The organism is Alcanivorax sp. DP30, from assembly GCF_009882945.1.
Classification (GTDB): domain Bacteria; phylum Pseudomonadota; class Gammaproteobacteria; order Pseudomonadales; family Alcanivoracaceae; genus Alcanivorax.
Window position 1 is genome coordinate 656,794 of the sequence record NZ_WTUY01000004.1, and the last position, 25,128, is coordinate 681,921.

Annotated in this window: 23 protein-coding genes; 16 read left to right on the forward strand and 7 right to left on the reverse strand. The window is 56.8% G+C overall.

All coding sequences use genetic code 11. The features are described 5' to 3' along the window. Positions 1-113 precede the first annotated feature (113 nt). The 8 genes from GQF00_RS09315 to GQF00_RS09350 all read left to right on the forward strand — a co-directional run bounded on the left by GQF00_RS09315 (position 114) and on the right by GQF00_RS09350 (position 8,302). Entirely contained in the window at positions 114-1,985 is a 1,872-nt protein-coding gene (locus GQF00_RS09315; protein ID WP_161319215.1) for an MFS transporter, read from the forward strand. Between the two features lie 142 nt (positions 1,986-2,127). Continuing rightward, positions 2,128-2,784: a hypothetical protein gene (locus GQF00_RS09320; RefSeq protein WP_370519479.1), complete on the forward strand. Its 657-nt coding sequence runs from the start codon at positions 2,128-2,130 to the stop codon at positions 2,782-2,784. Positions 2,785-2,850: 66 nt separating this feature from the next. Then, positions 2,851-4,044, forward strand: coding sequence for a DUF445 domain-containing protein (locus tag GQF00_RS09325; protein WP_202560477.1), 1,194 nt, complete (start codon positions 2,851-2,853; stop codon positions 4,042-4,044). An 8-nt stretch (positions 4,045-4,052) separates the two neighbouring features. Beyond that, the gene (locus GQF00_RS09330) at positions 4,053-4,277 is read left to right on the forward strand and encodes a hypothetical protein (RefSeq protein WP_161318877.1); all 225 of its coding nucleotides are present in this window, start codon (positions 4,053-4,055) and stop codon (positions 4,275-4,277) included. Between the two features lie 188 nt (positions 4,278-4,465). Continuing rightward, complete coding sequence (locus GQF00_RS09335) at positions 4,466-5,815, forward strand: SPFH domain-containing protein (protein WP_161318878.1); 1,350 nt, start codon at positions 4,466-4,468, stop codon at positions 5,813-5,815. Between the two features lie 169 nt (positions 5,816-5,984). Next, complete coding sequence (gene arfB, locus GQF00_RS09340; protein WP_161318879.1) at positions 5,985-6,401, forward strand: alternative ribosome rescue aminoacyl-tRNA hydrolase ArfB; 417 nt, start codon at positions 5,985-5,987, stop codon at positions 6,399-6,401. Between the two features lie 243 nt (positions 6,402-6,644). Continuing rightward, positions 6,645-7,601: an NAD(P)-dependent alcohol dehydrogenase gene (locus GQF00_RS09345; RefSeq protein ID WP_161318880.1), complete on the forward strand. Its 957-nt coding sequence runs from the start codon at positions 6,645-6,647 to the stop codon at positions 7,599-7,601. A gap of 236 nt (positions 7,602-7,837) precedes the next feature. Then, entirely contained in the window at positions 7,838-8,302 is a 465-nt protein-coding gene (locus GQF00_RS09350; RefSeq protein WP_161318881.1) for a bacteriohemerythrin, read from the forward strand. Positions 8,303-8,323: 21 nt separating this feature from the next. On the opposite strand, the gene GQF00_RS09355 is transcribed toward GQF00_RS09350, so the two are convergent. After that, positions 8,324-8,560 carry a DUF5062 family protein gene (locus tag GQF00_RS09355; RefSeq protein ID WP_161318882.1) on the reverse strand — a complete coding sequence of 79 codons (237 nt, stop codon included), beginning with the start codon at positions 8,558-8,560 and terminating at the stop codon, positions 8,324-8,326. A 269-nt stretch (positions 8,561-8,829) separates the two neighbouring features. On the opposite strand from GQF00_RS09355, the gene GQF00_RS09360 reads away from it, so the two are divergent. From GQF00_RS09360 to GQF00_RS09380, 5 genes are all read left to right on the forward strand, one after another. After that, positions 8,830-10,932, forward strand: a complete 2,103-nt coding sequence (locus tag GQF00_RS09360) for a TonB-dependent receptor domain-containing protein (protein ID WP_237440448.1) — start codon at positions 8,830-8,832, stop codon at positions 10,930-10,932. Positions 10,933-10,955: 23 nt separating this feature from the next. Then, complete coding sequence (locus GQF00_RS09365; RefSeq protein ID WP_161318883.1) at positions 10,956-12,332, forward strand: PepSY domain-containing protein; 1,377 nt, start codon at positions 10,956-10,958, stop codon at positions 12,330-12,332. Positions 12,333-12,439: 107 nt separating this feature from the next. Beyond that, positions 12,440-13,123: a 1-acyl-sn-glycerol-3-phosphate acyltransferase gene (locus GQF00_RS09370; protein WP_161318884.1), complete on the forward strand. Its 684-nt coding sequence runs from the start codon at positions 12,440-12,442 to the stop codon at positions 13,121-13,123. Beyond that, a complete protein-coding gene (locus GQF00_RS09375) occupies positions 13,107-13,721 on the forward strand; it encodes an START domain-containing protein (protein ID WP_161318885.1) in 615 nt (204 codons plus the stop codon). Before GQF00_RS09370 ends, GQF00_RS09375 begins: the two co-directional genes overlap by 17 nt. Further along, positions 13,645-15,021 carry a hypothetical protein gene (locus GQF00_RS09380; protein WP_237440449.1) on the forward strand — a complete coding sequence of 459 codons (1,377 nt, stop codon included), beginning with the start codon at positions 13,645-13,647 and terminating at the stop codon, positions 15,019-15,021. The genes GQF00_RS09375 and GQF00_RS09380 overlap by 77 nt, the downstream gene beginning before the upstream one ends. A gap of 342 nt (positions 15,022-15,363) precedes the next feature. On the opposite strand, the gene GQF00_RS09385 is transcribed toward GQF00_RS09380, so the two are convergent. The 6 genes from GQF00_RS09385 to GQF00_RS09410 form a co-directional block, all read right to left on the reverse strand. Then, positions 15,364-15,654, reverse strand: a complete 291-nt coding sequence (locus GQF00_RS09385; protein WP_161318886.1) for a hypothetical protein — start codon at positions 15,652-15,654, stop codon at positions 15,364-15,366. A gap of 188 nt (positions 15,655-15,842) precedes the next feature. Further along, positions 15,843-16,511 (reverse strand): peptidase M15, encoded by a 669-nt coding sequence (locus tag GQF00_RS09390; RefSeq protein WP_161318887.1) that lies wholly within the window; start codon positions 16,509-16,511, stop codon positions 15,843-15,845. A 105-nt stretch (positions 16,512-16,616) separates the two neighbouring features. Next, on the reverse strand, positions 16,617-17,261 hold the full coding sequence (locus GQF00_RS09395) for a hypothetical protein (RefSeq protein ID WP_161318888.1): 645 nt from the start codon (positions 17,259-17,261) through the stop codon (positions 16,617-16,619). 706 nt (positions 17,262-17,967) lie between these two features. Continuing rightward, positions 17,968-19,317, reverse strand: a complete 1,350-nt coding sequence (locus tag GQF00_RS09400) for a hypothetical protein (protein WP_161318889.1) — start codon at positions 19,315-19,317, stop codon at positions 17,968-17,970. Between the two features lie 272 nt (positions 19,318-19,589). Then, positions 19,590-20,291: a fumarylacetoacetate hydrolase family protein gene (locus GQF00_RS09405; protein ID WP_161318890.1), complete on the reverse strand. Its 702-nt coding sequence runs from the start codon at positions 20,289-20,291 to the stop codon at positions 19,590-19,592. Continuing rightward, positions 20,284-21,678, reverse strand: a complete 1,395-nt coding sequence (locus tag GQF00_RS09410) for an FAD-binding oxidoreductase (protein WP_161318891.1) — start codon at positions 21,676-21,678, stop codon at positions 20,284-20,286. Before GQF00_RS09410 ends, GQF00_RS09405 begins: the two co-directional genes overlap by 8 nt. Positions 21,679-21,821: 143 nt before the next feature. Between GQF00_RS09410 and serA the strand changes: the two genes are divergently transcribed. The 3 genes from serA (at position 21,822) to GQF00_RS09425 (ending at position 25,118) form a co-directional block, all read left to right on the forward strand. Then, positions 21,822-23,051, forward strand: coding sequence for a phosphoglycerate dehydrogenase (gene serA, locus GQF00_RS09415; protein WP_161318892.1), 1,230 nt, complete (start codon positions 21,822-21,824; stop codon positions 23,049-23,051). 241 nt (positions 23,052-23,292) lie between these two features. Beyond that, entirely contained in the window at positions 23,293-24,723 is a 1,431-nt protein-coding gene (locus GQF00_RS09420; RefSeq protein WP_237440450.1) for a COG3014 family protein, read from the forward strand. Beyond that, a complete protein-coding gene (locus GQF00_RS09425; RefSeq protein ID WP_161318893.1) occupies positions 24,720-25,118 on the forward strand; it encodes a YcfL family protein in 399 nt (132 codons plus the stop codon). The genes GQF00_RS09420 and GQF00_RS09425 overlap by 4 nt, the downstream gene beginning before the upstream one ends. The last annotated feature ends 10 nt before the right edge of the window (positions 25,119-25,128 follow it).

Genomic DNA, 25,128 nt, shown 5'->3' on the forward strand with positions numbered 1-25,128 from the left:
TGATGCTGCGGCGCGGCGTTGGCCTTTCCGTATGGCAACAATCTTGAGTCGCGTTGCAGCTTGCAGCTTGAAGCTTGTCTCTTCTGCAAACCAAGGAAGAAAAAGGCATCACCATGAAAAAAGGGTTGTTCTCATTACTGGCGTCACGTCGTTTCGGGCCGTTCTTTTTTACCCAGTTCCTCGGGGCCTTTAACGATAACGTTTTTCGTCAGGCATTGATCCTGCTGATCGCCTCCGGCGTGGTGACGTCGGTCAGCGTCAACACCCTGAACAACATGGCGTTGGCCTTGTTCATCGTCCCGTTTTTTCTGTTTTCTGCCCTGGCGGGACAAGTGGCAGACAAGTACGACAAGGCCTTTCTGGTGCGCAAGATCAAGTTCGTGGAGATCTGCATCATGGTCGTGGCGGCCATCGGGTTCTATTTTGATGCTGTTTACTTCCTGCTTGGCGTGCTGTTCTGCATGGGTCTGCAGTCCACCTTCTTTGGCCCCATTAAATATTCCATCATCCCCCAGCATCTGGATGACCGGGAACTGGTATCGGGCAATGCCCTGGTCGAGATGGGCACCTTCCTGGCTATCCTGTTGGGTTCCATTTCCGGTGTGTTGTTGAAAATGGATGGTGTAGGTGATGGCGTGGTGTCTATCGCCGTGATTGGTCTGGCGGTACTGGGTTATCTGGCCGCACGGGGTATACCCCATGCCCCCGCTGCAGACAGTTCAGTGAAGTTGAACTGGAATCTGTTCAAGGAAACCTGGCACATCATCGGCTATGCCCGTGAAGTGAAATCCGTCTGGATGTGTGTGCTGGGGATCTCCTGGTTCTGGTTTCTGGGCGCGGCCTACACCACCCAGCTCAAGGTCTATGTGGATGACTACCTGTTTGGTACCGATGGCCTGTATGCCCTGCTGCTGGGCACCTTCTCCATCGGTATTGGCCTGGGTTCTTTCCTCTGTGAAAAGCTGTCCGGCAAACGCGTAGAGCTGGGTCTGGTGCCATTGGGTTCCATCGGCCTGAGCATGTTCGGTGTTGACCTGTTTTTCTCTTACGCGGGGCTGGCAGGCGCTGGTCAGGTCGATGTGGCGGGCTTCCTGCAGCAGGCTGGTGGCTATCGGGTGTTGATGGATCTGCTGGGTATCGGGGTGTTCGGTGGTTTTTATATTGTGCCGCTGTTTGCCTTTATCCAGCACCGCTCCAATCCGCACCACCTGGCGCGGATCATCGCCGCCAACAATATTCTTAACGCCCTGTTGATGGTGCTGTCGGCGGCGGCGGGCATTGTGTTTATCGGCATGCTGGAATTCACCGTGCCGGAATTTTTCCTGGCCTTGGCCCTGGCCAACATTGTGGTAGCCGCCTATATCTATACCGTGGTGCCGGAATTCCTCATCCGTCTGCTGGTGTGGATGCTGACGCATACCATGTACCGGGTGAAGCACGAAGGCATGGATAACATTCCCGACGATGGCCCCTGCGTGCTGGTATGCAACCATGTGAGTTATGTGGATGCCCTGCTACTGGCCGGGGCCATCCGTCGCCCGGTGCGGTTTGTCATGTTCAAACCCATCTATGACATGCCTTTGCTGAACTATATTTTCCGTACCGGCAAAACCATTCCCATCGATTCGAAAACCCGCAACCCGGAAATCTACGAGCGTGCCTTTGTGCGTATCGAGGAGGAGCTGGCCGCGGGGGAAGTGGTTTGTATCTTCCCGGAAGGAAAGCTGACCGGCGATGGCGAAGTGGATGAGTTCAAAGCGGGTATCGAAAAGATCATCGCCACCACCCCGGTACCGGTGATCCCCATGGCCTTGTCCGGTCTGTGGGGCAGCTTTTTCAGTCACAAGGATGGTCCTGCCCTGTCGCGCCTCCCCCGCCGTTTCTGGTCACGGATCAAGCTGACCGTGGGTAAGGCGGTGGCTCCGGAGGCCGTGAATGCCGTGGATCTGCGCAATCGGGTAATGGCCATGCGCGAGAGGCCCTGACACAACAGATTAACCGTTCCTTTTACCGGGTTGCGCAATCCATACGCACAGTAACTTGCAGATTGGCGAAAACCCCGCACACTCAATAATAATGATCGGGGCGTTTACCTGCCCCCCATGACAATAACAACAGGAACATGGCGTGTCGGAATCTACCCTGTCTCCCTCTGGTTTACGGACCAAGCTACAGCAGCTGCTTTTGCAGCTGCCCCCGGTGCAACGTGCCGATGAACGCTTTCATCAGGTAGAGCACGATGTGCTGCAGAACCTCAAGCTGCGGCTGGAAGCGCTGCAGACCCCTGGCGAACTGGCGGCCCCCCCGGAAACACTGGGCCAGTTGCTGGATGTCTCCATGGAGCAAAGCCAGGCCCAGGCCCAGACCATGCTGGTACGGCAGATCCTGTCTGGGTTGTCTGCAGACGAAGCGCGCATTCTCGCGGCCCTGTCTGACGGCAGCGCCTTTCCCATGTTGACGGTTTACAGCGGTGGCCGATTTTCACGGGGAGATGTGGTGTGTCGGCATTCCAATGTGGGCCGGGCCGCCGGCACGCAATGCACCGACATGATCGGGTATTACCTGCACCGTCTTTTTCAGCGGGGCTGGCTCATGTCGACGGCGTTTGAAGAAGCGAATCGTACGGATTATGAGCTGCTGGAAGGCGACAGCGATTTTCGCAAGGCGCTGGGACAGTTACAGCAACACTGGCCCAAGCTGAAACCCCAACGGGAATCGCTGCGTTTCAGTCCGTTGGGCCATCAGCTGTGGCAGCAACTGGTCGCTGACGGGGAAGAGGGGTAAACCGTGATTACTGATCTGGATCTGATTCTGGCCGATCTGCAGGCCAACTGGCTGCTTTATCTGTCCATGCCCTTTGTGGCTGCGGCCATTGGTTATGGCACCAAGGTGGTGGCCATCAAGATGATGTTCAAGCCGCTCAAGTTTGTAGGGATTCGCCCCTATCTGGGCTGGCAGGGCATTGTGCCGAGCAAGTCCGCCACCATGGCCAGCATTGCCTGTGACCTGATGATGGAACGGCTGCTCAAACCGGAAGATGTGTTTGATCGTCTGGACCCCAACCGCGTCGCAGAAGAAATCCGCGAACCGTTAATTCGTTCAGTGGAAGACATCACCCGCGAGGTGGCGGCGAAATACCAGCCGGGGCTGTGGGAATCGGCGCCGGAGCGGGTCAAGACCATGATCATCCAGCGCATCCAGAATGAAGCGCCGCACATGGTCGAGCTGATCATGGAGGACATCAAGACCAACATCACCCGGGTGTTCGATCTCAAGGACCTGGTGATCAATGCGCTGGTGCGGGACAAGGAACTGCTCAACCGGGTGTTCCTCGAAGCGGGCCATGTGGAATTCAAGTTCATTCGCAACTCCGGCATCTGGTTCGGCTTTGCCATCGGTATTGTTCAGGCGGTGGTGTGGGCTTTTACCCACAACATCTGGGTGATTCCCCTGTTCGGGCTGTTCACCGGCTGGTTCACGGACTGGCTGGCCCTGAAGATGATCTTCAATCCGAAGACCCCTACCCGGTATCTGGGCCTGTTCGAGTGGCAGGGGCTGTTCCTCAAGCGTCGCAAACAGGTAGCGGCCCGCTATGGCGAACTGGTGGCCAGCGAGATCGTCACCCCGGCGGCAGTGATTGAAGCCATCCTCAAGGGGCCCCTGTCGGACCGTCTGTTCGGCCTGGTGCAAAAGCAGGTGCAACGGACCATGGATGAGCAGGCCGGTCTGGCCAAGCCGCTGGTGGTGTTTGCCGTGGGCAGCACCAAGTATCAGGAAATGAAGCGCACCGTGGCTGACAAGGTGATGGAGCACTTGCCGGAAACCCTCGGTCATATGGAAGCCTATGCCGAAGAAGCCATGGACCTGAAGAACCTGCTGGTGAACAAGATGCAGGAGCTGACCGAAGAGGAATTTGAAGGCCTGCTGCGACCCGCATTCCAGCAGGACGAGTGGATCCTGATTACGGTGGGGGCCGTGTTGGGCTTCCTGGTGGGCGAGCTACAGGTCCATGTGATGCTGCACTTTGCAGTGCCGATATCGTGAAAGGACCAATGTTATTGGCGGTCGTCACGCTGCTGTCGGGTTGTACCCTGGGCGGCAGCAGCGGGAGTTTTTCCGACTGGGATGATGATGAATGCGACCGCAACATGTACGGTCACAGCGCTGGCATGGCCGCCTATAATCAGCAATCTGCCCATACGGAAGAACTGCGGGAGTTCTGGGCGGAAGACCGCCGCTTCTATGAAGAGCGGGCCGGTGACGATTGTGATGACTGAGTCGGCGGATCAGTGTCTGCCTTCCTGCTCCGTCACCCTCCCTCTTCCGTCTCCTCCCTTCTCCAGGAGTGTGCAAATTCAGCAGGCTGAACGCCTGTTCACGTAAATGTAAGACATTAGCCACTATCCATCTTGTTTTTGCGCATTAAAATGTCCCGCTTGAATAATAAGGAGTGGGGGACATTGGAATGCTGGAACAACTCAAGAAACTGATGCCATTCAAGAGTGTGGCCGGGGCGGTGGTGATCGGCCTGGTGCTGCTGATCGTCGGTAACAAATCCATTTTTTACGCTGAGCCGGGTTACGTGTATCACGTGCGGACCCTGATGGGGAACGAAGAGGTGGTCTCTGATGTGGGCTACCAGTTCTACCTGTTTGGCCGCTGGAACTCCTGGAAGCGTGCGCTCACCGTGCAGGCGGTTCGCGGGGGTAGCGAGACCCTGGATTATGTGGAAGTGGAGAGTTCGGAAACTTCTGCGGCCCTGCCTCCCCAGAACATCATGTTCCTGGATCAGGTGGACGCCAACGCCCAGGCCACGGTGCGGTTCACCATCCCCACCGACAAGGAAAGCTTCCTGCATCTGGCCCACGAATACCGCACCCCGGAAAATCTGCTGCGCACAGCCTTGATTCCGGCGTTCAAGGAAACCCTGCAGGCCAATGCTTCTTTGATGAGTGCAGAAGAGTACTACTCCGGTGGCCGTACCGAGTTCAATACTGAATTTGAAAACCAGATGATCAACGGCATCTATATTGTCCGCCGTGAGGAAGTCAGCGAAAAACGGGTGGGAGATATCAAGGGCTCCGCCAACGTGGCCATGGGCACCGAGCAGCAAGACTATGGCGATGACAGCAAGGTGGTATTCGTGGTTCGCAAGATGACCGACGAAGCAGGTATTCCGTTGCGTAAATCCCAGCGTTTCATCGATTACGGGGTGACGGTTGTTGAAGCCCGTGTTACCCAGATGGATCCCAACCAGCGTTTTGTGGAGCGTATGCAGCTCAAGCAGAAAGCGTCTGCGGATCGTGCCATAGCCCGCGAGCAACGGGTGCAGGAAGAGGAGCAGCGTCTGCTGGCCATTGCCCGCGGTGAGCGTGAAGTGGCCGAGCGTCAGGCCAAGGCCAAGGTAGACCAGATCCAGCGCACCACCGAAGCGGAAACCGAGAAGCAGCTGGCGATTACCCAGGCACAGAAACAGAAAGAGCAGTCTGAAATCGAGAAAGAAACCGCACAGATCCAGCTGGAAAAGGCGCGCATCGAGGCCGAGACCCGTCGCACCCTGGCCGATGCAGAGGCCTACCAGAAGAAAGCGGTACTGCAGGCGGATAACGCCCTGGCGCAGAAGCTGGATGCGGAAATCGAGATCCAGAAGATCTGGGCCCAGGCCTTTGCCAACCGCAAGGTGCCCCAGTACGTGTTTGGTGGTGGCGATGGCAGCACCCCCACGGGCTCTGACGGGGAAACCCGCGCCTTCATGCAGATGCTGACCCTGGATGCGGCCAAGCGTCTCAGCTACGACCGGGATGTGAAGAAATAAGCTACAAGCTGCAACGCGACTCATTGTGAGCGCCAGCCTTATAGCCCGTGCCCGCGCCGATGCTATCAGCGCGGGGTCCGGGCAAAAGAGGATCCACAGGCCTGGCTTCGTGTTGTAGCTTGCAGCTTGAGGCTTGTACCCCTTTCCCTGCAGCCGCTACAGTAGCCCCATGCTGCAAATCACCCGTAACATCATCATCCCGGAAAACGAAATCGACCTGCAGGCCATCCGTGCCCAGGGCAGCGGTGGGCAGAACGTCAACAAGGTGTCCTCTGCCATCCACCTGCGTTTCGATATCCGCGCCTCCTCCCTGCCCGATATTTACAAGGAACGCCTGCTGGCCCTCAGCGACCAGCGCATCAATAGCGATGGGGTGGTGGTGATCAAGGCGCAGCAGTTCCGTACCCAGGAAAAGAACAAGGAAAACGCCCTCGCCCGTCTGGGCCAGCTGATCAAGAGCGTTACTGTGGAGCAGAAAACGCGCAAAGCCACCCGCCCGACGCTGGGTAGCAAGAAGCGCCGCATGGACAAGAAAACCAAGCGTGGCCAGATCAAGTCCCTGCGTGGCAAGGTAGATCCGGGGTAACCAGCCGCAAGCTGCAAGCTACAACGCGACTCACTATGAGTGCCGATTGTGATACTCGGGCCCGCGCCCATACCATCAGCGCGAAGTCCGGACAAAAAAACGGCACCGTCCTTGATCCGTGTTGCAGCTTGCAGCTCGCCGCTCATTGACACAATCCCTCTCCCCCCTTGGCATTATCGGACCGTCATCTTCACGTACACCTCTGTTAGTCTTGATCCGCACCGAACAACAGGGAGTGACGCCATGAAAGCCATTACCACCACCGGTTGGGGTTCCAACACCCAGCTGATTCTCACCGAGACCGATGCGCCTAAACGACTCGGTCCGGACGATGTGCGGGTAGAGGTGCATGCGGCGTCGGTGAACCCCAAGGACTGGAAACTCAATTATCACCTGGCCATGGCCGCCACGCCGGTGGCCACCCGCCGGTTGCCGCCGATCTTCGGTGATGATCTGGCCGGAGTGGTTATCGCCAAGGGCAGCAATGTCCGTCACTTCGAAATCGGCGATGAAGTCTATGGCATGGACATGCGCCTGCGTACGGCTTCTCTCGCGGAACAGACCATCATCAGCCAGCACCGGGTAGCGAAGAAACCCTCTACCCTCAGTTTCAACGAAGCCGCTTCCCTGCCGCTGGCGGCGCTCACCGCCTTGCAGGGCTTGCGCAAGGGCGGCGCCCGGGCGGGCAAGTCGGTGTTGATCATCGGTGCGTCTGGCGGCGTGGGCACCCTCGCGGTACAAATTGCCAAACAGATGAAGATGCATGTCACCGGAGTATGCAGTACCCGCAATCTGGATTTCGTTCGCGAACTGGGCGCCGATGCCCTGATTGATTACACCCAAGGGGATTACCGCAAGACTGCGGGAGAATTCGATATTGTCTTCGACGTGACGTCCTATGAAACGCCGCTTACCTGCAAGGCCCTGCTGGGTAAACGCGGACATTTCATTTCCACCGGGGGACAGGGCGCGTCCATGTTTGCTACCCCGTTGTATCGGGTGCTGGGCAAGAAGGCCGATACCGTGGTGGTAGAGTCCTATCGACAGGATCTCGATACCCTTGCCGACATGGTGGAGCAGGGACAGCTGAAGCCGATCATCGACAGTGTTTATCCGCTGGCAGACAGCGAAGCCGCCTACGAGCGCAATCGCAGTGGCCGCTGCCGCGGCAAGGTAGTGATTGAAGTCATCAAGGATTAGGCACATTGCGGTGCCGGTTGCCACGACCTCGCAACACGTCGCGAGATGGGCGGCAGGAAGCACCAGGTTCCAGAAGGCGTCACTCATACTGACGATGAGAAGAATCAAGCGAGACCGCGAAAAAAGTCTGAACCGGATGGACGGAGTTCAGCAAGGGAAAAACATTGATCTGTGTCTATGTCATGGACGGTAGCCACTGTTAGCGTGAGAGCCTGAATTCCTCCCGGAGGTGGAACATGCGTATCGCGTGGGGCCCGGAATATGAACTGGGCATATTGGTTATTGACCAACAGCACAAACGGATTGTGGACTATATCAATGCGCTGGATCGGCTCGCTGGGGAACCGGATGCCTATCTGGGTATTGCCCGCATTCTTTACGATCTTGTCGACTACACGGAATCCCACTTCAGTTTTGAAGAGGCGCTCATGGAGCGAGCCGGCTATAAGGAACTGGATGATCATCACCATGTTCATCGTCAGTTCACCCTGCGCATCGAATCCCTGCTGCGCAGCAACGAACAGGGCGAAGATGTGGCGGAGTCATTACTGCAGTTGCTGGAGAAATGGCTGCTACATCATATCCTGGAAGAGGATCGGGCTTACACGGATCAGGTCAGGAATTTCATCAACAGCATCGGTCGTGAACGACTGGGGGGCTGGGTGAACGAAAATGTCCGCAAGCATTTCCGGGTGTCCTAGGGCAGAACGTCAGCGTTAGCGTCACTTCTGTTTGGATGCCCAGATCGCCAACTTGTGCTGGATGGCAGGTTGCGACACCTGGTCTTCCGGCAACGGCTGGATAACCCCGTCATGGACCAGTAGCCGGTAGATGTACAGCAGCTTCTCGCTGGCAGAGTCCGTGGCTTCGAATTCCACCACTCCCCTTTCCTCTGCGTAGGCCACACCAATCTGCATGGCTTTCTTCACCAGCGCTTTCTCGTTCTTGAGCTTTTTCATGCCTGCTCCATGGAGGCTGGATCATTCAGGACAGCGTGACACAAAGTGGAATCAGCGTCTTGGCAAATCCACAGCGGAATGAATTCGTGGACGCGGTGTTGAGGCTTTATGGAAGTCTGTTTGGCATAAGGATATAAGCAAACAGCCTCAGAATAACGACTAATGCGGCAATATGCCGCACTCCTTTTGCGTGGCGCTCCCCTAGAATCCCCGCCGCCTTGCGACCAAAACGTTCCAGGCCGTAGTCGGCTTGTCAGGGGGAGTTCTTCATGCTGTTTCCGTTTGTCCGTAAAACCGTTGTTACCAGTCTGTGTCTGTGTGCACCCATGGTGGCCCTGGCCGTCGAGCCTGAGACCAATGAACTGGCGCCGATCCAGGTTGAAGGGCAGTCAGCGAACAGCGCAGAAGCGACAAAAGTAGAACTGCAGCGCGAGCAGACATTGACTCCGGGGGGCGTGACCCTGATCGAGGCAGAGGAACTGAAAGGGCGCAATGTGGTTAGCCTTGGGGACATGTTGCGCTATGTCCCGGGTATGTGGACCGCTACCGGTTCCACCGGTGACGGGACCTTTATTTCCAGCCGTGGCTCCAACCTGGATGCAGTTGCCTACGATGGCAACGGCATCAAGCTGATGATCGACGGTCTGCCGGTCACTGCTGCCGACGGCAATAACCACAACACGTTCATTGACCCCCTGGCGGCGCGTTATGCGGTGATTGCCCGTGGCGCCAATGCCATGACCTATGGCGCCAGCACCCTGGGCGGCGCCATCGACTTTATCAGCCCCACGGCGCGCACTACCGATAATCAGGCTTATCTGAGCGTGGGCAGCCACGGCACCGTGCAGAACAGTGTCACCGGTGGCACCGTGGCGGGCGATCTGGATGCGCTGGTGACGGTGGAGCAGCGCAGCTATGACGGTTTCCGTGGCCATCAGGAACAGCAGCGCAGCAGCGTCTATGCCAACACCGGCTGGCAGATTTCCGATAGCGTTGAAAACCGCTTTTACCTCACCTATGTGGACAACGATCAGGAACTGGCCGGCGCTCTGACTCAGGACCAGTTTGATGAGGATCCCTACCAGGCGGGCAGCAACAACGAGCGCGGCAACTTCCTCAAGAATGTGGAGAAGTGGCGGGTGGCCAATCGCACCCAATGGGACCTCAGCGATACCAGCAGTCTGGTGGTGGGCTTTTCCTTTGAAGACCAGTCTCTCTACCACCCGATTGTGGGCGGTGTGGCCCCCGGTGGTTTCAGCTTGTTGATTGATAATGATCAGACCACCTTCGGCAGCACCGTGCGTTATAACACCCTGATCGGCAATCACGATCTGCTGTTGGGCCTCAACTATGGCGAGACCCGGGTTAAGGGGGGAAATTACAATCATCTCGCCGGTATCCGTGGAGCACAGACTATCCGTACCGATAACCAGGCCAACAACCTGGAAGTGTTCGCCATGGATCGCTGGCACCTGAGCGACCGCTGGACTCTGGTGTACGGTGCTCAGGCAGTCACCGGTAACAGGGAAGTGCGCAACGTGGCCATCCCCAGTGGCGTTGAGCGCAATCCGGAAGACGACTATGAGTCCATCAACCCGCGCGTCGGGGTGATCTATCAGGTGGCGGATCGCAGCGAACTGTTCGCCAGCGTCAGCAAACTGTTTGAAGCGCCGACCGTCTATGAGCTGGAAGACGATGTGGCGGCCAACAACAACACTCTCGATGCCATGCAGGGGCAGGTGGCAGAAGTGGGTACCCGTGGTGCTGCAGCTCTGGGCGTCGCCAGTGAATGGAACTGGGAATTCACCGTTTACTATGCGCAGATCGAAGACGAAATTCTCTCTCTTGATGATCCCAATGCCACGGGCACCAGCCTGGCTACCAATGTGGATGACACCATCCATGCCGGTGTGGAAGCCCTGTTCGGTGCCAGCATCGCACTTGGCAACAGCGATCACCGTATCGCCCCGCTGGTCAGCCTGACCTGGAACGATTTCAGCTTCGACAATGATCCGCTCTATGGCGACAACCAGCTGCCGGTGGCCCCCGAATTCTTTATCAAGGGTGAGGTGATGTACCGCCACGCCAACGGCTTCTATGCAGGCCCCACCTTCGACATTGTTGATGATCGCTACGCAGACTTTGCCAACAGCTATGAGGTGGAAGGTTACGAACTGGTGGGCCTGCGCACCGGTCTGGATCGTGATCGTTGGGAAGTGTATCTGGAAGGTCGCAACCTGACGGACGAAGCCTATGTGGCCAACGTGAGCGCACGTAATGACCTGAGCGCGCCGGCCACCGCAGCGGGTGCAGCGATTCTGCAGGCCGGCGAGCCGCGCGCATTCTACGCCGGTGTTCGCTTCGACTTCTAGCCATCCATCAGGAACGGACCACCATGAACGCCACCGCGCATTCTTCATCTCGCCCCGGCCGCTTCCATGCAGCTGTGTGGCGCTGGCATTTCCTGATCGGAATGCTGGTGATTCCGTTCCTGTTCATGCTGGCGGGCAGTGGTGCCCTGATGCTGCTGAGCAAGCCACTGGATAACGCCCTGAACAAGGAGCTGCTGGTGGTGGAAGCCGAGGGCAATCCCCTGCCCGCGTCGCTACTGCTGGAACGGGTGCGAGAGGCATTTCCCCATGCCACGGTGAAACTGTATCTGCCACCGCAACAGCCAGATCAGGCCGCACGGTTCTCGCTGCAGAGCGGTCACGGCGGTGGCCACGGTGGTCATGGAGCACCGAGCACCGTGGCATACCTGAATCCCTATACCGGGGAATTGTTGGGCAGCAATGATCCTGCTGACAGTGTTTACGCCATGGTGAAGCAGTGGCATGGCTCGCTGTATCTGGGGCGCACTGGCGAGCTGCTGATCGAAATGGCCGCCGGGCTGGCGGTGTTGATGATCGTCACCGGCCTGTATCTTGCCTGGCCGAAAAAGGGCTGGCGTGCACTCATGCCAAGCCGTTCGCTGGCCAACCGTGCCGCCTGGCGGCGCTGGCACCTGAGCCTTGGCTGGCTGATCGCCGTGCCGCTGCTGTTCTTCCTGATCTCCGGCATGGCCTGGACCAGCATCTGGGGCGGCAAACTGGTACAGCCCTGGGGGTCCCTGCCCGGCACCCGCTTTGAGCTGCCGGAAAATCCAACCGCGCCCGCCATGGATCACGCCAGCATGAATGAGCACGGTCTGCACCGGGTGCCCTGGGCTGTGGAGCAAACGTCCCTGCCGCAAGGATCACCTGGCCCCGCCCGTCTGGACGTGGATGCCGTGGTCGGGCTGGCCGGTGAGCAGGACTTTGAAAACTTCCGCGTGCACTTCCCACAGGGGGAGCGCGGCGTCTGGACGGTGTCTGCCACCACCATTGCCGGCGACATCAGTAACCCGCTGGACGAACGTATCCTGCACCTGAATCCGGCCAACGGTGAACCCCTCAAGGACATCCGCTTTGCCGATTACCCGGCCATGGGCAAGGCCATGGCGGCGTCCATTCCGTTCCATCAGGGTGATCTGGGATGGTGGAACTGGTGGCTTAACCTGCTGCTGGTGACGCTGGTCATGGCGTTGGTGATCAGCGGCGCCATTGTCTGGTGGAAGCGTCAGTCCCGGCGGGCGCCGCCGAAAGGTGAGCGGTCTTCCGGGCGCGTGGTGGCGGTGTTGATGGTGGTCGTTGGCTGTGCGTTCCCGCTATCCGCCGCGGTGCTGGTGGGCATCATTCTGCTGGATGCCTTCTGGCCGCAACGGACAACAAGGAAACAGCAACAAGCCAACTAACGGTTTTTTTCACCTTGCCGTGGCGGGAAGTGTCCCGTCACGGCCGCCACACACAGATTCTGATACCGTGTCTTGAAGCTGGCAGACAGGGCACAGGATTCTCCCGAATGATTTCACAACTGGTCACGGTTATCCGCAGTACGCTGGCGTTTGTCTTGCCACCGCTGGTCGGCATGCTGTGGTTTCTGGTGTGTTTGCCTCTGGGGCGACGTCGCGCCATCAACAGCGGCATCCGTGTGGTCACCTGGCTGGGTCTGGGGCTGGCGGGCATCCGATTGCAGGTGGAGGGGGACGTCGCCCTGCTGGAACAACGCCCTGCCATCTTCGTGATCAATCATCAGAGCGGTACCGACCCGATTATTGGTGCCCGTCTGGTGCGCCATGACATGGTCGCCATCGGCAAATACGAACTGCAGTTCCATCCCCTGTTGGGGCCCTTGATGAAAGCCTTCGGTACGGTATTCGTCAAACGGGAACAGGGCATTGGCCCGCAAGTGCTGGCTCCGCTGTTACCGGCGCTGGCAGCGGGTGATGCGGTGGTGCTCGCGCCCGAGGGCAAGCGCAGCAAAAATGGTCAGTTGCTGCCGTTCAAGCCGGGTGCGTTATGGCTGGCACAACAATCCGGTGCGCCATTGATTCCGATCGTGCTGCATAACAGCGGTGACATACTGCCCGCCAAAGGCTTGCTGATGAAACCGGGCACTGTCAGGGTCACGGTGCTACCGCCGCAGCCGGCGAACCTGACCACCGAGCAATTGCGACAGGTGTTTGCCAATGCGCTGGATCGCTAGCGTCGTTTTGATGTTGCTGTGGCTGCCCGCCCTGGTTGCTGCCGAGGGTGTGGTCCGCACGCCCCTGCCCGGTCCGGACCGCTTCGAGTTGCAAACGGCACTCCCCATCCCCCTCCGTCAGTTGCTGCCGATACTGGAAACCCCCTGCCATGTGCGCCAGTGGATGCCAGGCATCGAAACCCTCACCATTCTTGATCGCCCCTCTGCAACGCAGACCCTGGTGTATATGGCGCGCAAGGCGCCCTGGCCACTGAGTGGCCGTGATGCGGTGACGCTCTTTGAGCGCCATCCCGGCGATCCGCTGGTGCTGACCATGTCGGGCCAACCCGATGCCTGGCCTGACCAACCGGGCCATGTGCGCGTCCCTTATACTGAAGGCAGCTGGACCCTCACGGCTCAGGGGAACACCACCCATGTCATATACCGACAACAGGTAGACCCGGGCGGCGGGATTCCGCAATGGCTGGCTGACCGGCTGGCCCCGGGGCAAATGGAAGCGGCACTGACCGCACTGGAGAGTTATGTACGCGATCCACACCGCAAGGACTGCGCTGCTGCTGATGATGCTGTGGGTGCAGGCAGCACAGGCCGACACTGACTGCGAGGAAGGATACTTCGCCCTTCAACAGGTGTTGCAGCAGGCCGGCATCGAGGATGCGCAGGCAACGACGTTGCCGGACCACCCCCATCTGGGCATCAACCGTTGGCTGGCATACCAGCAACAGCAGGCAAAGACCCCGGCACAGCAGCAACAGTGGATCCGGTTGGCCACGGAAAAAGCCTGGCAGGACCAGTCCCTGATGATCCAGCGGTTGCCCAAGGGTGGCGATGGCCCGACCCCTGACACCGCTCAGGCGCTCCTCGATCGCTGCTTGCCGATTCTGGCCGCGCGTACAGACTTCAGCCGTTTGCCCCAGGCCACCGTGGCGGACAGCTATGCGACCTGGTTGCGGGCAGTGGGCATTTATCCCCTCACGGCCTGGCTGGCTACGGGGTCCATCAAAAACTATCACGAAGAGATGCGCGCCCGGTTCAGCCAACCGGCACCCGAACCGCACCGGCAATATGTGCCGCCAACGGCGGTGGGCTTTCCGGTGGCACCCTCGGCCTTGTCCGAAAATCCCCTGCAAATTCCTCTGCCCACCGCCGCGCAGCGCCAAGCCCTGCTGCTGAACTACGCGCCCGTGCTGACGGTGGCAGATGGCCAACCCTGGAACCAGCCGGGGCGCATTGAGCTGGATGAAAACGGTGAGCCAGGCGTTTATACCCGCGAGCATGTGAGCTACACCTGGATCAGCTGGACCCGCTACCGTGAACAAAACCTGCTGCAACTCAACTACCAGTTCTGGTTCAGTGAACGCCCCAAAAGCAGCTGGCTGGATGGTTACGGGGGGGAGCTGGATGGTTTGATTTGGCGAGTCACCCTGAAGCCGGATGGCAGGGTGCTGTTTTACGACAGCATTCATCCTTGTGGTTGTTACCACAAAGTCTACCCGGTGGAACCGACGCTGAAAAAAGCGGAGATCGACGGGGACAAACCGGTTTTCTACCCCCATGCCGTGGCGGATGCGTATGAACAGCGGATCAGTCTGCTGCTGACGCCCGATACCCACTATGTGGTACGCATTGGTTCAGCACAGGAGCCATTGCCAACCGACAGCTATGGGTTCGTTGATGCAGACCGCCTGCGGGCCCTTCCCCGGCGCGATGGCCAGGTGGGCAGTCTGTTCAATGACAACGGCCTGGTCTCCGTGTCAAAACGGGGCGAGCGTTTCTATCTCTGGCCCATGGGCGTGCCGTCCGCCGGTGCCATGCGCCAGCCCGGCGAACATGCCATCGCCTTCAAGGGCCGTCGGCATTTTGATGACCCTGCATTGCCCGGCATCTTGTTTGAATAACAAACCCGGCCAGCCTTCGATTTGCCGCAGGGGTAACCCTTGAGGCGCGAACGGCCTGACGGCTTACGACGACACCAGATGAATAAGGTTGGCGGGGTTGGCGATCCAGAACGCCTGCATCCCCGCGGGCAGCGGCTCGATCTCATCCCGCCGCGTGCAACCCTGGGCATCAAACTGATAGCGGCACCGCGATAAAGCACAATGCCATGATAACGATCTGGTGGTCGAGGTTGTGGTAGGTAGCGGGCATAGGGGGTAGTCCCGGGGAGCGTGATAAAACTTATACGCGAGATACGGGAGGGTGGCTAGATGAGTGCGTGTTCCTTTCCTCCCCCTCGCTGATCAGCCGTGAGGCAAATCCAGCCACCAACCCAGGGCGGCAATAAGCAGAATAAAGCCAGTGAAAAATATAGCGCCCTGCCACATCGCCCTGTGTTTTTTCTTCTCGTGGCTCACGAAAAACGCATGCCGTTGATCCAGGTCCTGCACATAGCCACAGTGGGGACATTCTTTATCTGACAGATACATGTGCATTTTGCAGGCAGGGCAGTTTTCGGTTTCGTGGGTGACAAAGATAGAGCGGAACCAAACTGGTTCGCGTGACGGAAGCTGGGGCTTTTTTCCTTTTGCCACCTGCCAGTTATCCAGGGTTTCCCCATTGGCCGCTGCTGGACAGCCACAGGAAGCACAGCGATTGTCTTCCGCGTAATTGGCGTCGCCACAGGATTGGCATGACCAACGGTATTCAGGCATGGAGGCTTCTCGTCAAAAAAAGGCAATAAAAAAGGGCACGCGCAGACTTGGCAAGAAAAATCACAGGGTTACAGATTGCGGACTCTAGAAAAGCGTACGTGCCCCGAGTATTTTTTAACGCTACGCAGGAAATCCAAATAGAGTGACTCATGCTTTCCATTATGATTTTCCTTTCCAGGCTTTGTAAGAATACCTTTCGGAGGGATGTGGCTTTTGATGCACTTCTCAGGCGTTTGACTCCAGCGAATATTTACTGCGGCAAGCTTGGGAAAGAAGTACATTGATGAGTATTCAGGAACATTGTCATGAATCCACCACGCAAGTGCCTGCCAATCACCTGTTTTCTCGTAGTATTCAACAAACGAATTCACCACGATACAAGCAGTGGCGCCAATCTCCCCATTCTTATCCGTATAATCCCAAATGTGGTGAGCATAATTCGATTCATTGCTTGAGCAATTGTATTGATTTTTGTTTTCCGCACCTTTTGCATTGACAGCTGGACAGCGATATCCAGACCTGATTGAAATGCGCCCCAAAGCATCCTGAATGGGCTCGAGAACGTTTTGACACAGGCCACGTCCCGCCTCAATTGCTATTTCAGGATATTCCGGAACGTTTGGGATGCACTCGATTTGGGAGATTTCCGAGTACAAGAAATCCCTCATGAAAAAAGAATCAGACAAACGCACTCGACCTAGATCTTCAAGCGCCTTCACGGATTGAGGTGATCGCAAACTGCCCTCCCTGAGGAAATTTGCCACCTCCTCTGGTTAAGAGGAGGTGGCCACTAAAGCTGGGGGAACCACATGTCCTGCTGACTTGACTTGATACTAAGTTTGCTACCTGGAAACTTGAAAAATGCCATCTTGATTTTTTAACTCTATAATATATTGCCTAGGTATAAAAAAAGGCTCACCTGAATAGTACCCTTGGTTATTTGCCTTTCCTTCTCTGACATCTTTTCTAACCCCGGATTTTCCATCATACGCAATCTCACTAGCCAGAACCTCTACACCATCAGACTTCACTTCCACGACTTTAAGAGTTCCATACTTAAACTTTTGATCTGTGTCAGTAAATATCTCAGTAAAATCAACAGAGTAAACATCATTAACCGCTGGAGATTCAATAAAAGCCATTTCTTTTGCGTCAGTTTTAGCAGTTTGGATTTGCATCCAGAAGAACAAAACTGGAATTATCACGGCCCAAGCCTCGACAGGAATAAAAAACAATGAATGAGCAGGTGATTTTTTCTTTTTCCCTGATTCTTCATCAATAGTTACTTGTCTTTTTTTATAATTTAAAAAGTATCCAAGCGAAGCTATGAGTAATGAGATGAAAACAATAGCAACAATTTTTGGCCATTCATTGGCCTTATAAAAGCCTTCACCATATATAGAGTTGAGAGCAATTTGGGATAACAAAAAAGCCCCAAAAACTATTACTGGTATCAGCCAGCCAAAACCCCTCCAAATAACCAACATTATTCTAGTGCTCCTTTTTGTTTTAAATGTAAAAGTTCATTCAATTGCAGATGCGATATAACACTTTGCTGTATATCCCCGATCTATTCTTACCCAATAATCAATGCAAAACTCTTGCTGATCAGTGGCTTATCCGAAACCCGGGAATCACTCTCAACAGACTTTTCTTGCATCCGCTTTTTTGAAAAACCAATTTAGCTCAATCATTTACAAAAATATGTAAGCCATATCCTACAAATTCAACGTGCGCTCGGGTGAAAAACGGCCGACAGGCATCGCTTGCAGGCAAGCTCCTACGGCCAGGCAGTAGAGTCCTGGTCAGGCAGAATCCCACTACCATTTCAGCACGGCGATTCCCCGTTAGAGTGCGTCGAGGAACGGAATAATCTGAAGGCGTAGAGCAAAAAACCTGTCTGAGCGGAGCGAGTCTTTTTTGCGTCCTTCAGATTATGAGTACCGGAGTGTGCCTGCGGAGCAGGCCGAACGGAGTCGGGGTAAGGGGGCGTAAGCGGGGGTTTGCAAAGCATGTTTTGCCCGCTGGAGCGCCATTCCCATACCGGGGAATGGCCGGAACGCCAGAGGGGGCAGCCAGTTCCCCCTTTGGGAAGAAAGGGCTGCGTGCCCTCGACTCTCCTTTGTCCATGCTCGGCAATGAGGTCAGTAGGTGTTGGAAGATATCGCCGCGGTTACGCGTTGCTGTGAATAATTACTTGCTGATCGAGCATGTGAACAGCATATGCACTTCACAGCGAAACTCATCGTTGTTGTTCTTGTTGCAGCTTTTTTTGGCCAGTGTTCCGCTGCCTTTCTCGAGGCGGCCATGCTGTTTGGCACAGGAACTGGCGGCCGCGGTATAGGCATTTGTTTCTGCCAGGTTCAAGGCTTGTTCATGAGGAAAATGCATATCGGTAGTGCCATGAGACTCAATGCTTACCTTGGTATATTTTGTCCCTTTAACGGGCTCTTTCTGTTTGTTATTGCTATGTTTGCTGTGGCTTTTATCTATTGCATCCGCAACCATAATGGTTTCGTTCATTTCTTGTAGGCGGGCGGCATTTTGTCTGCTGTTGCGGCCTGAATTCTGGCTCGAGCTAGTGTCGGTAGTGCTGCCAGACGATGCCCATTGGCTACGCTGGTAAATTTGATCAGCCTCGCGGCGATAAGCATTCATGGTCTGATTATGATTGTTTGCAAAGGCTGCGGTTTGAGACATAACGCGGCTGTAGGTGTTAGCAAAATGTTCTGCACTTCGCTTTCTGTCTTCTTCACGCTTTTTGGCAAAGTAGGCACTTCTTGCTTCGTTTCTTTGTGAGTTTTCCTCCAGGTCTTCTTCGTAGCTTTTGCTAATGGCGCGAGCGCTTTCATCAACATATGCAGCAGCTTTCAGGAACGCGTCTGTATTAGTGAGTGGCTGATATAGCCTGGCTATATCAGGCTCTGCATCAAAACTGGTGAGACGAAAGTATTGCTTCACCCTGGCGGTTGTCATTTTAAGGTTTACGAGATTGCAGCCAATTGCTGGATCGATCAAGTTCTGAAATATCGCCAGAATCTGGCTTCCATCACCAACGACATATAACCGGTATGTGGTTTGGTTCAGCTTTGGGTTGTTGTAACTGTAATCCCAGAAAAAACTGTTTACACCTTGGTACTCATGCAAAATACCATAACGCTGGTCAATGGCCCGGCGTAGCCCATCATCAGTATCGGTAATATCAATCCCGGAATTCGGCCACAGTTTCCCGGCACGCAAGCAGGTCGTTTTGGCATAATGAATGTGTGGGATTTCACTCGATTGGTTGTTCGCGTCTTCTTTCTTTTTAGCTGTATAGTATTGAAAATCTTGAGTAGCAGAGTCGTACTGAGAATATTCAGAATTCGTAAAAGCTCCGTCCCTGAAATCATTTTCAAATCTATCCAAATAAAAATTTGCATAAAAAAGAGCCTGATCTTTATCGGGCTTGGGAGCAGAAAGGTACATTGTCGGTCCGCATCCGGCGAGGGAAATAGCCAGGAAAGCAACCATTGCCACTAACGAGGTTTTATGAGGTGTCATAGCGTTTTCCGGCACAATTGGCAGGTTGTTTAAATATTAAGAAATGATTTTCTGGCTATTTTCCAATCATACCTGTGTGGGGTTCGGGGATAATCACCCAATTAGGGTATATCAGGATATGGAACTGCGTTGGGGTTTCGAGACGGATGCCTCGATCAAGGAGGGTTTGCAGGACTGTCTCGTTGTTGGTCAGGAAAGGTGCTGCCTGCATGCGTCAAATCGCTTGCAGGCATACCCTAAAGGGCACAGAGAGCTACCACAGCAAAACTCGATCAGGCGATGCTGCCGAACACCTGGATGATGTTGCCGAGCCGGGCGGTGAACTTGTCGCCGCTGTTCAGCGGGCCGACGCCGGCGGGGGTGCCGGTGAAGACCACGTCGCCGGGTTCCAGGGTGAAGGTCTGGCTGATTTCGGCCAGCAGTTCGAAGGTGGGGAACAGCATCAGGCCGGTGTGGCCGTGTTGCTTCACTGCGTCGTTGATCTCCAGGGTCACGTCCAGGTTCTGGCGCACAGAGATGCCGCGGGCGTCGATGAATCCGGACACCGGGGCGGCACCGTCGAAGGCCTTGGCGCGTTCCCAGGGCAGGCCCTTTTCCTTCAGATGGTTCTGCACTTCGCGCAGGGTCAGGTCCAGGCCCACGCCGTAGGCGGCGATGCTGAAGCGGATGGCTTCCAGATCGGTTTCCTTGCGGATGCGCTTGCCGATCAATACCACCATTTCCACTTCGTGATGCACCGGGCCCTGCCCTTGCGGGATCACTACCGGTTCATGGAGGCTGGCCAGGGCGGTGGCCGGTTTCATGAACAGAATCGGCGACTCTGGCACTTCGTTGCCCAGCTCGCGGGCGTGATCCACGTAGTTGCGGCCCACGCAGACCACCTTGCCCACCGGGATGTCGATGGGGGCGCCGTCGATCCAGCGGTGTACGTAGCTGTCGTCGTCGCTGTTGAGGGTGATGGCGTCATCAAACATCGAACAGCTTCCCAGGGTTCATCACGTTGTTGGGATCGAATACCTGCTTTACGGCTTTCATGCAGGCGATTTCTTCCGGGCTGCGGGAGTATTCCAGGTAGGGCTTCTTGGTCATGCCCACGCCGTGTTCCGCAGAGATGGAGCCGTTGTACTTCTGCACGATCTCGAACACCCACTTGGAGACGTTGTTGCACTTGGCAAAGAAGTCTTCCTTGGCCAGGTCGGCAGGCTTGAGGATGTTGAGGTGCATGTTGCCGTCGCCGATGTGGCCGAACCAGACGATTTCGAAATCCGGGTAGGCATCCTGTACCACGGTGTCCACGTCTTCCACGAAGTCCGGCACCTTGGCGATGCTCACGGAGATATCGTTCTTGTACGGGGTGTGCGGGGCGATGGATTCGGAGATGCGTTCGCGCAGCTGCCACAGCTGGTCCAGCTGTTGCAGGGACTGGCTCATGACGCCGTCCAGCACCCAGCCTTCTTCCACACAACGTTCGAAGATGGCCATGGCCTGCTCGCCCACTTGCTCAGAGAGCTGTTCGAATTCCAGCAGGCAGTAGAACGGGCAGTCGGTGTCAAAGGGCTTCGGTACCCCGTGGTGCAGCACGTGGGCCATGGCCTTGTCAGAGAAGAATTCGAAGGCGGTCAGGTCGATGTCCTGCTGGAAGGCGTGCAGGATTTTCATCACTTCCCGGAAGCCCGGCGCGCCCAGTACCAGGGCGGTGAGGTCTTTGGGCTGGCGGGTGAGCTTGACGGTGGCTTCCACCACGAAGCCCAGGGTGCCTTCGGAACCAATAAAGAGATGACGGAAGTCGTAGCCGGTGGCGTTCTTGATCAGGCCCTTGTTCAGGTCCAGCAGCTCGCCCTTGCCGGTGACCACTTTCAGGCCGGTGATCCAGTCACGGGTCATGCCGTAGCGAATCACCTTGATGCCGCCGGCATTGGTGCCGATGTTGCCGCCGATCTGGCTGGAGCCCGCGGAGGCGAAATCCACCGGGTAGAACAGGCCTTTCTCTTCAGCGAAGTCCTGCAGCTGCTGGGTGATGACCCCAGGCTGCACGGTGACAGCGCGGTCGAATTCGTTGAAATCGAGCACCTTGTTCATGCGATCGAAGGCGACCACCAGCTCGCTGTTGGCAGCCACGGCACCGGCGGAGAGACCGGTGCGGCCCCCGGACGGTACCAGGTGCAGACCGTGCTCATTGGCGATTTCCACGATCTGCTGCACTTCATCAATGGTTTCAGGCAGGGCCACGGCGCAGGGAGACGGTGCCCACACCTTGGTCCAGTCGACCCCGTAGCGCTCGGCGCTTTCCTGGTCGGTGAGCAGGCGTTTGCCAAGCAAATCAGTCAGTTGCTCCATTGCGGCGTGGGCAAAAGCGGTCATCAAGGGTCTCCTGAACGGGGTAAAACGCGCGATCTTGAGGCGTTCTCACGCCAACTTGAGCAATCCGACTGCCGGGTTGCTCTCAATTTGAGCGCGCTATGTTAACATACGCGCCCATTTCACAGGCTACCGAGACTTCAATCATGGCCGATACTTCTCTTGAGAAGGACAAGATCCGCGTTCTCCTGCTCGAGGGCATCCACGAAAATGCCGTGGAGAACCTGAAGGCACACGGTTATTCCAACGTGGAGCTGCTGCCCACCGCGCTGACTGGCAGCGATCTGACCGACAAGATCAAGGATGCCCATTTCGTGGGTATTCGTTCCCGTACCCAGCTCACCGAAGAGGTGTTTGCGGCGGCGGAGAAGCTGATCGGTGTGGGCTGTTTCTGTATCGGCACCAACCAGGTGGACCTGAAGGCTGCGCTGGTACGCGGTATTCCCGTGTTCAACGCGCCCTACTCCAACACCCGTTCCGTGGCCGAGCTGGTGATTGCCCACACCATCAACCTGATGCGTGGCATTCCCGAGAAGAACGCCTCTGCCCACAAGGGTGGCTGGTTGAAGTCTGCCAAGGACAGCTACGAAATCCGTGGCAAGACCCTGGGTATCGTGGGTTACGGCAACATCGGCGCTCAGGTGTCTGTGCTGGCGGAATCCATGGGCATGAAGGTGAAGTTCTACGACGTGATTCCCAAGCTGCCGCTGGGTAACGCCGAGCAGGTCAGCAGCCTCAATGAGTTGCTGGGCCAGTCCGATGTGGTCAGCCTGCACGTGCCGGATACCGCCGACACCCGCTGGATGATCAAGGAAGAGCAGATCCGCGCCATCAAGCCCAAGGGCTACCTGATCAACTATGCTCGCGGCAAAGTGGTCGACATCGACGCCCTGGCGGCAGCACTGAAAGACGGCCACCTGCTGGGTGCCGCCATCGACGTGTTCCCGGAAGAGCCCAAGGGTAACGACGACGAGTTCATCAGCCCGCTGCGTGAATTCGACAACGTGATCCTGACTCCGCACATTGGTGGCTCCACCCAGGAGGCCCAGGTGAACATCGGTACCGAAGTGTCCGAGAAGCTGGCGCGTTACTCCGACAACGGCGCCACCCTGGGCGCGGTGAACTTCCCGGAAGTGGCCCTGCCCGCGCACCCGGAGATGCACCGCCTGCTGCACATCCACAAGAACGTGCCCGGCGTGCTGACCCAGATCAACACCGTTTTCTCCGAGAACGGCATCAACATCTGTGGCCAGTACTTGCAGACCAATGAAGAGATTGGTTATGTGGTGATCGATGTGGACAAAGGCTACAGCCAGCTGGCGCTGGAGAAGCTGCGCACCATTGAAGGCACCATCCGTACCCGGGTGCTGTTCTAATTCGGCAGCTGCCCGAGCGCTTCTGCGCTCGACAAAAAGCCGGAGCCAGACTACCTTGTCTGCTCCGGCTTTTTGTTTTGTACGCCTGATGTCCGGCGCCGGACGCCGGACGCCAGCATGCGGTTTTGAACCGACGGGGGCGCGGGCAGTCTGACTTTTTAAGCTGTTGGCTAATGATGGGAACAGGGATCACGCACCGTCTATGGACTGGATAAGAAAGGGATGTCTTTCGCTGGCTGTCATGGCTCTGCTGTCTGGCTGTGCCAGCCAATCGCTGTTTGTCTCCTACCCCAGCCAGGCGGCCAAGTGGAAGTCCGAGCTGGCGCATACCCCTGCGCAACCTGTTTTACCGGCCGCCGACGCCCAGACCGGCGAAAGCAGTAACGCTTCTCCCGCGGGCCTGGCCCCGGCCAATACGCTGGCCCCCAGCCCTTCCGTGAGCCCCGTGATCAGTAAACTGGAAGGTGCCACCGCAGGCGCTGACGGTGTCCTGTATCTGCAGGAACTGGGGCGGGTCAGCCAGTTGCAGGGCCGGCGTGAGGCCAGCCGTAATGCCTTTGCCTCGGCAGTTGCCGCCTATGATGCCGAAGATGCCAGTGCCAGGATTCAGGCTTCCTCTCTGGCCGCCACAGGCACCGCGCTGCTCACCAATGACAACGCCCGCCCTTATATTGCACCGGATTATGAGCGCATTTTCACCCGTGCCTACCAGGCGTTGAATTATTGGGCGGCCAATGATGCCACCGGCGCGGCGGTGGAGTTTCGTGCGGCGGCCCTGGAGCAGCAGGTGGCGGCCAACAAGCGTGAAAAGGAAATCGCCAAGGCCGAAGAAGAGGCGGAAGAAAACAAGATCGACCTGAACCAGTTTGACGGTTACTTCGACGGCCTCAATGCCGTGGCAGGTGAAGTGAAATCCAGCTTCCAGAATGCCTGGACCTTTTATCTGTCCGCCCTGTTCTGGGAGGCCCACGGCGAATACAACGATGCGCTGGTGGACTACAAGAAGGCGCTGGAGATACATCCGGATTCGACCATGCTGAAGGAAGATGTGCAGCGGGTGTCCGCAGCCATGGACCGCAAGCGCGGGGACGAGGGCGGACTGGTGGCAGTGATCTATGACCAGGACTTTGTGCAACCCCGTGCGGAATTCAGTCTGCCGATTCCTACCGTGCACGGTTTTTTCTCTGTGGCGTTTCCCACCTACTCCCTGCAGGACAAACCGCGGCCCAACAGCCTGAGGGTGCTGGATACCGGCAGTCAGCCGCTGGGAGAAACCCAAGTGCTGGCCGATGTGGGAGCACTGGCCGCCAAGGATCTGAAAGAACGGTTGCCCGGCATGCTGGTGCGCCAGACTCTGCGCGCCACCGCCAAGTACAATTTGCAGAAAGAAGCCAACGACAATTATGGCGCTCTGGGGGCCTTTGCCACCCAGATTTACAACCTGGTCAGTGAACAGGCAGACCGGCGCAGCTGGCTGACCCTGCCCGCCTACGCCCAGGCCACCCGTTTTTCCCTGCCCCAGGGTGAGCACACCCTGATATTGAGCACCCCGCAGGGCGATGCTACGTTGACGGTACCGGTGGTAAACCGGGGCCTCACCGTGATTCATGCCGTGGCCGTGCCCGGCCGTTTGATTACTCGCGTGTTACCCGTTCAGGAGGGACCCTTATGAGTATTTTTCGCCCGATGATGGCGTTGCTGGCAGCCCTGCTGCTCGCCGCCTGCTCGGCCAGCAACATGGGCCAGATGGAAGTGGATGAAAACGGTGAGACCGTTACCAAGGTCTACTCCAACAACAGCTTGTTGGGCAGCCGCATTTCCATTGCCGATCTGAAGCAGAAGAAGGTCGGTGATCTGTTGTATGTGCAGGCCACCCTGGAAAACGACTGGAAGTTCCAGCTCGACTTCCAGTACAAGATCAAGTTTTTCGATGCTGACGGCTTCGAACTGCAGCCGGAAGCCCAACCCTGGCGGCAGGTGGTCATGGCCGGCCGCAGCATGAACAGTGTCAAAGCCATCGCCCCGAATCCCAGTGCCGTACGGTTTGAAATCTGGGTTCAGGAGTAATTTCAGGATT

What these genes read in the sequence shown, in the direction of transcription:
- GQF00_RS09360 (WP_237440448.1), top strand. Translation starts at nt 8,830, where the DNA reads ATGCTGTTTCCGTTTGTCCGTAAAACCGTTGTTACCAGTCTGTGTCTG.
- GQF00_RS09400 (WP_161318889.1), bottom strand. Translation starts at nt 19,317, where the DNA reads ATGACACCTCATAAAACCTCGTTAGTGGCAATGGTTGCTTTCCTGGCT.
- GQF00_RS09420 (WP_237440450.1), top strand. Translation starts at nt 23,293, where the DNA reads ATGGCTCTGCTGTCTGGCTGTGCCAGCCAATCGCTGTTTGTCTCCTAC.
- GQF00_RS09370 (WP_161318884.1), top strand. Translation starts at nt 12,440, where the DNA reads ATGATTTCACAACTGGTCACGGTTATCCGCAGTACGCTGGCGTTTGTC.
- GQF00_RS09395 (WP_161318888.1), bottom strand. Translation starts at nt 17,261, where the DNA reads ATGTTGGTTATTTGGAGGGGTTTTGGCTGGCTGATACCAGTAATAGTT.
- GQF00_RS09380 (WP_237440449.1), top strand. Translation starts at nt 13,645, where the DNA reads ATGTACGCGATCCACACCGCAAGGACTGCGCTGCTGCTGATGATGCTG.
- GQF00_RS09375 (WP_161318885.1), top strand. Translation starts at nt 13,107, where the DNA reads ATGCGCTGGATCGCTAGCGTCGTTTTGATGTTGCTGTGGCTGCCCGCC.
- GQF00_RS09325 (WP_202560477.1), top strand. Translation starts at nt 2,851, where the DNA reads ATGCCCTTTGTGGCTGCGGCCATTGGTTATGGCACCAAGGTGGTGGCC.
- GQF00_RS09345 (WP_161318880.1), top strand. Translation starts at nt 6,645, where the DNA reads ATGAAAGCCATTACCACCACCGGTTGGGGTTCCAACACCCAGCTGATT.
- GQF00_RS09425 (WP_161318893.1), top strand. Translation starts at nt 24,720, where the DNA reads ATGAGTATTTTTCGCCCGATGATGGCGTTGCTGGCAGCCCTGCTGCTC.
- GQF00_RS09335 (WP_161318878.1), top strand. Translation starts at nt 4,466, where the DNA reads ATGCTGGAACAACTCAAGAAACTGATGCCATTCAAGAGTGTGGCCGGG.
- GQF00_RS09330 (WP_161318877.1), top strand. Translation starts at nt 4,053, where the DNA reads ATGTTATTGGCGGTCGTCACGCTGCTGTCGGGTTGTACCCTGGGCGGC.
- GQF00_RS09315 (WP_161319215.1), top strand. Translation starts at nt 114, where the DNA reads ATGAAAAAAGGGTTGTTCTCATTACTGGCGTCACGTCGTTTCGGGCCG.
- GQF00_RS09355 (WP_161318882.1), bottom strand. Translation starts at nt 8,560, where the DNA reads ATGAAAAAGCTCAAGAACGAGAAAGCGCTGGTGAAGAAAGCCATGCAG.
- GQF00_RS09365 (WP_161318883.1), top strand. Translation starts at nt 10,956, where the DNA reads ATGAACGCCACCGCGCATTCTTCATCTCGCCCCGGCCGCTTCCATGCA.
- GQF00_RS09405 (WP_161318890.1), bottom strand. Translation starts at nt 20,291, where the DNA reads ATGTTTGATGACGCCATCACCCTCAACAGCGACGACGACAGCTACGTA.
- GQF00_RS09350 (WP_161318881.1), top strand. Translation starts at nt 7,838, where the DNA reads ATGCGTATCGCGTGGGGCCCGGAATATGAACTGGGCATATTGGTTATT.
- GQF00_RS09410 (WP_161318891.1), bottom strand. Translation starts at nt 21,678, where the DNA reads ATGACCGCTTTTGCCCACGCCGCAATGGAGCAACTGACTGATTTGCTT.
- serA (WP_161318892.1), top strand. Translation starts at nt 21,822, where the DNA reads ATGGCCGATACTTCTCTTGAGAAGGACAAGATCCGCGTTCTCCTGCTC.
- arfB (WP_161318879.1), top strand. Translation starts at nt 5,985, where the DNA reads ATGCTGCAAATCACCCGTAACATCATCATCCCGGAAAACGAAATCGAC.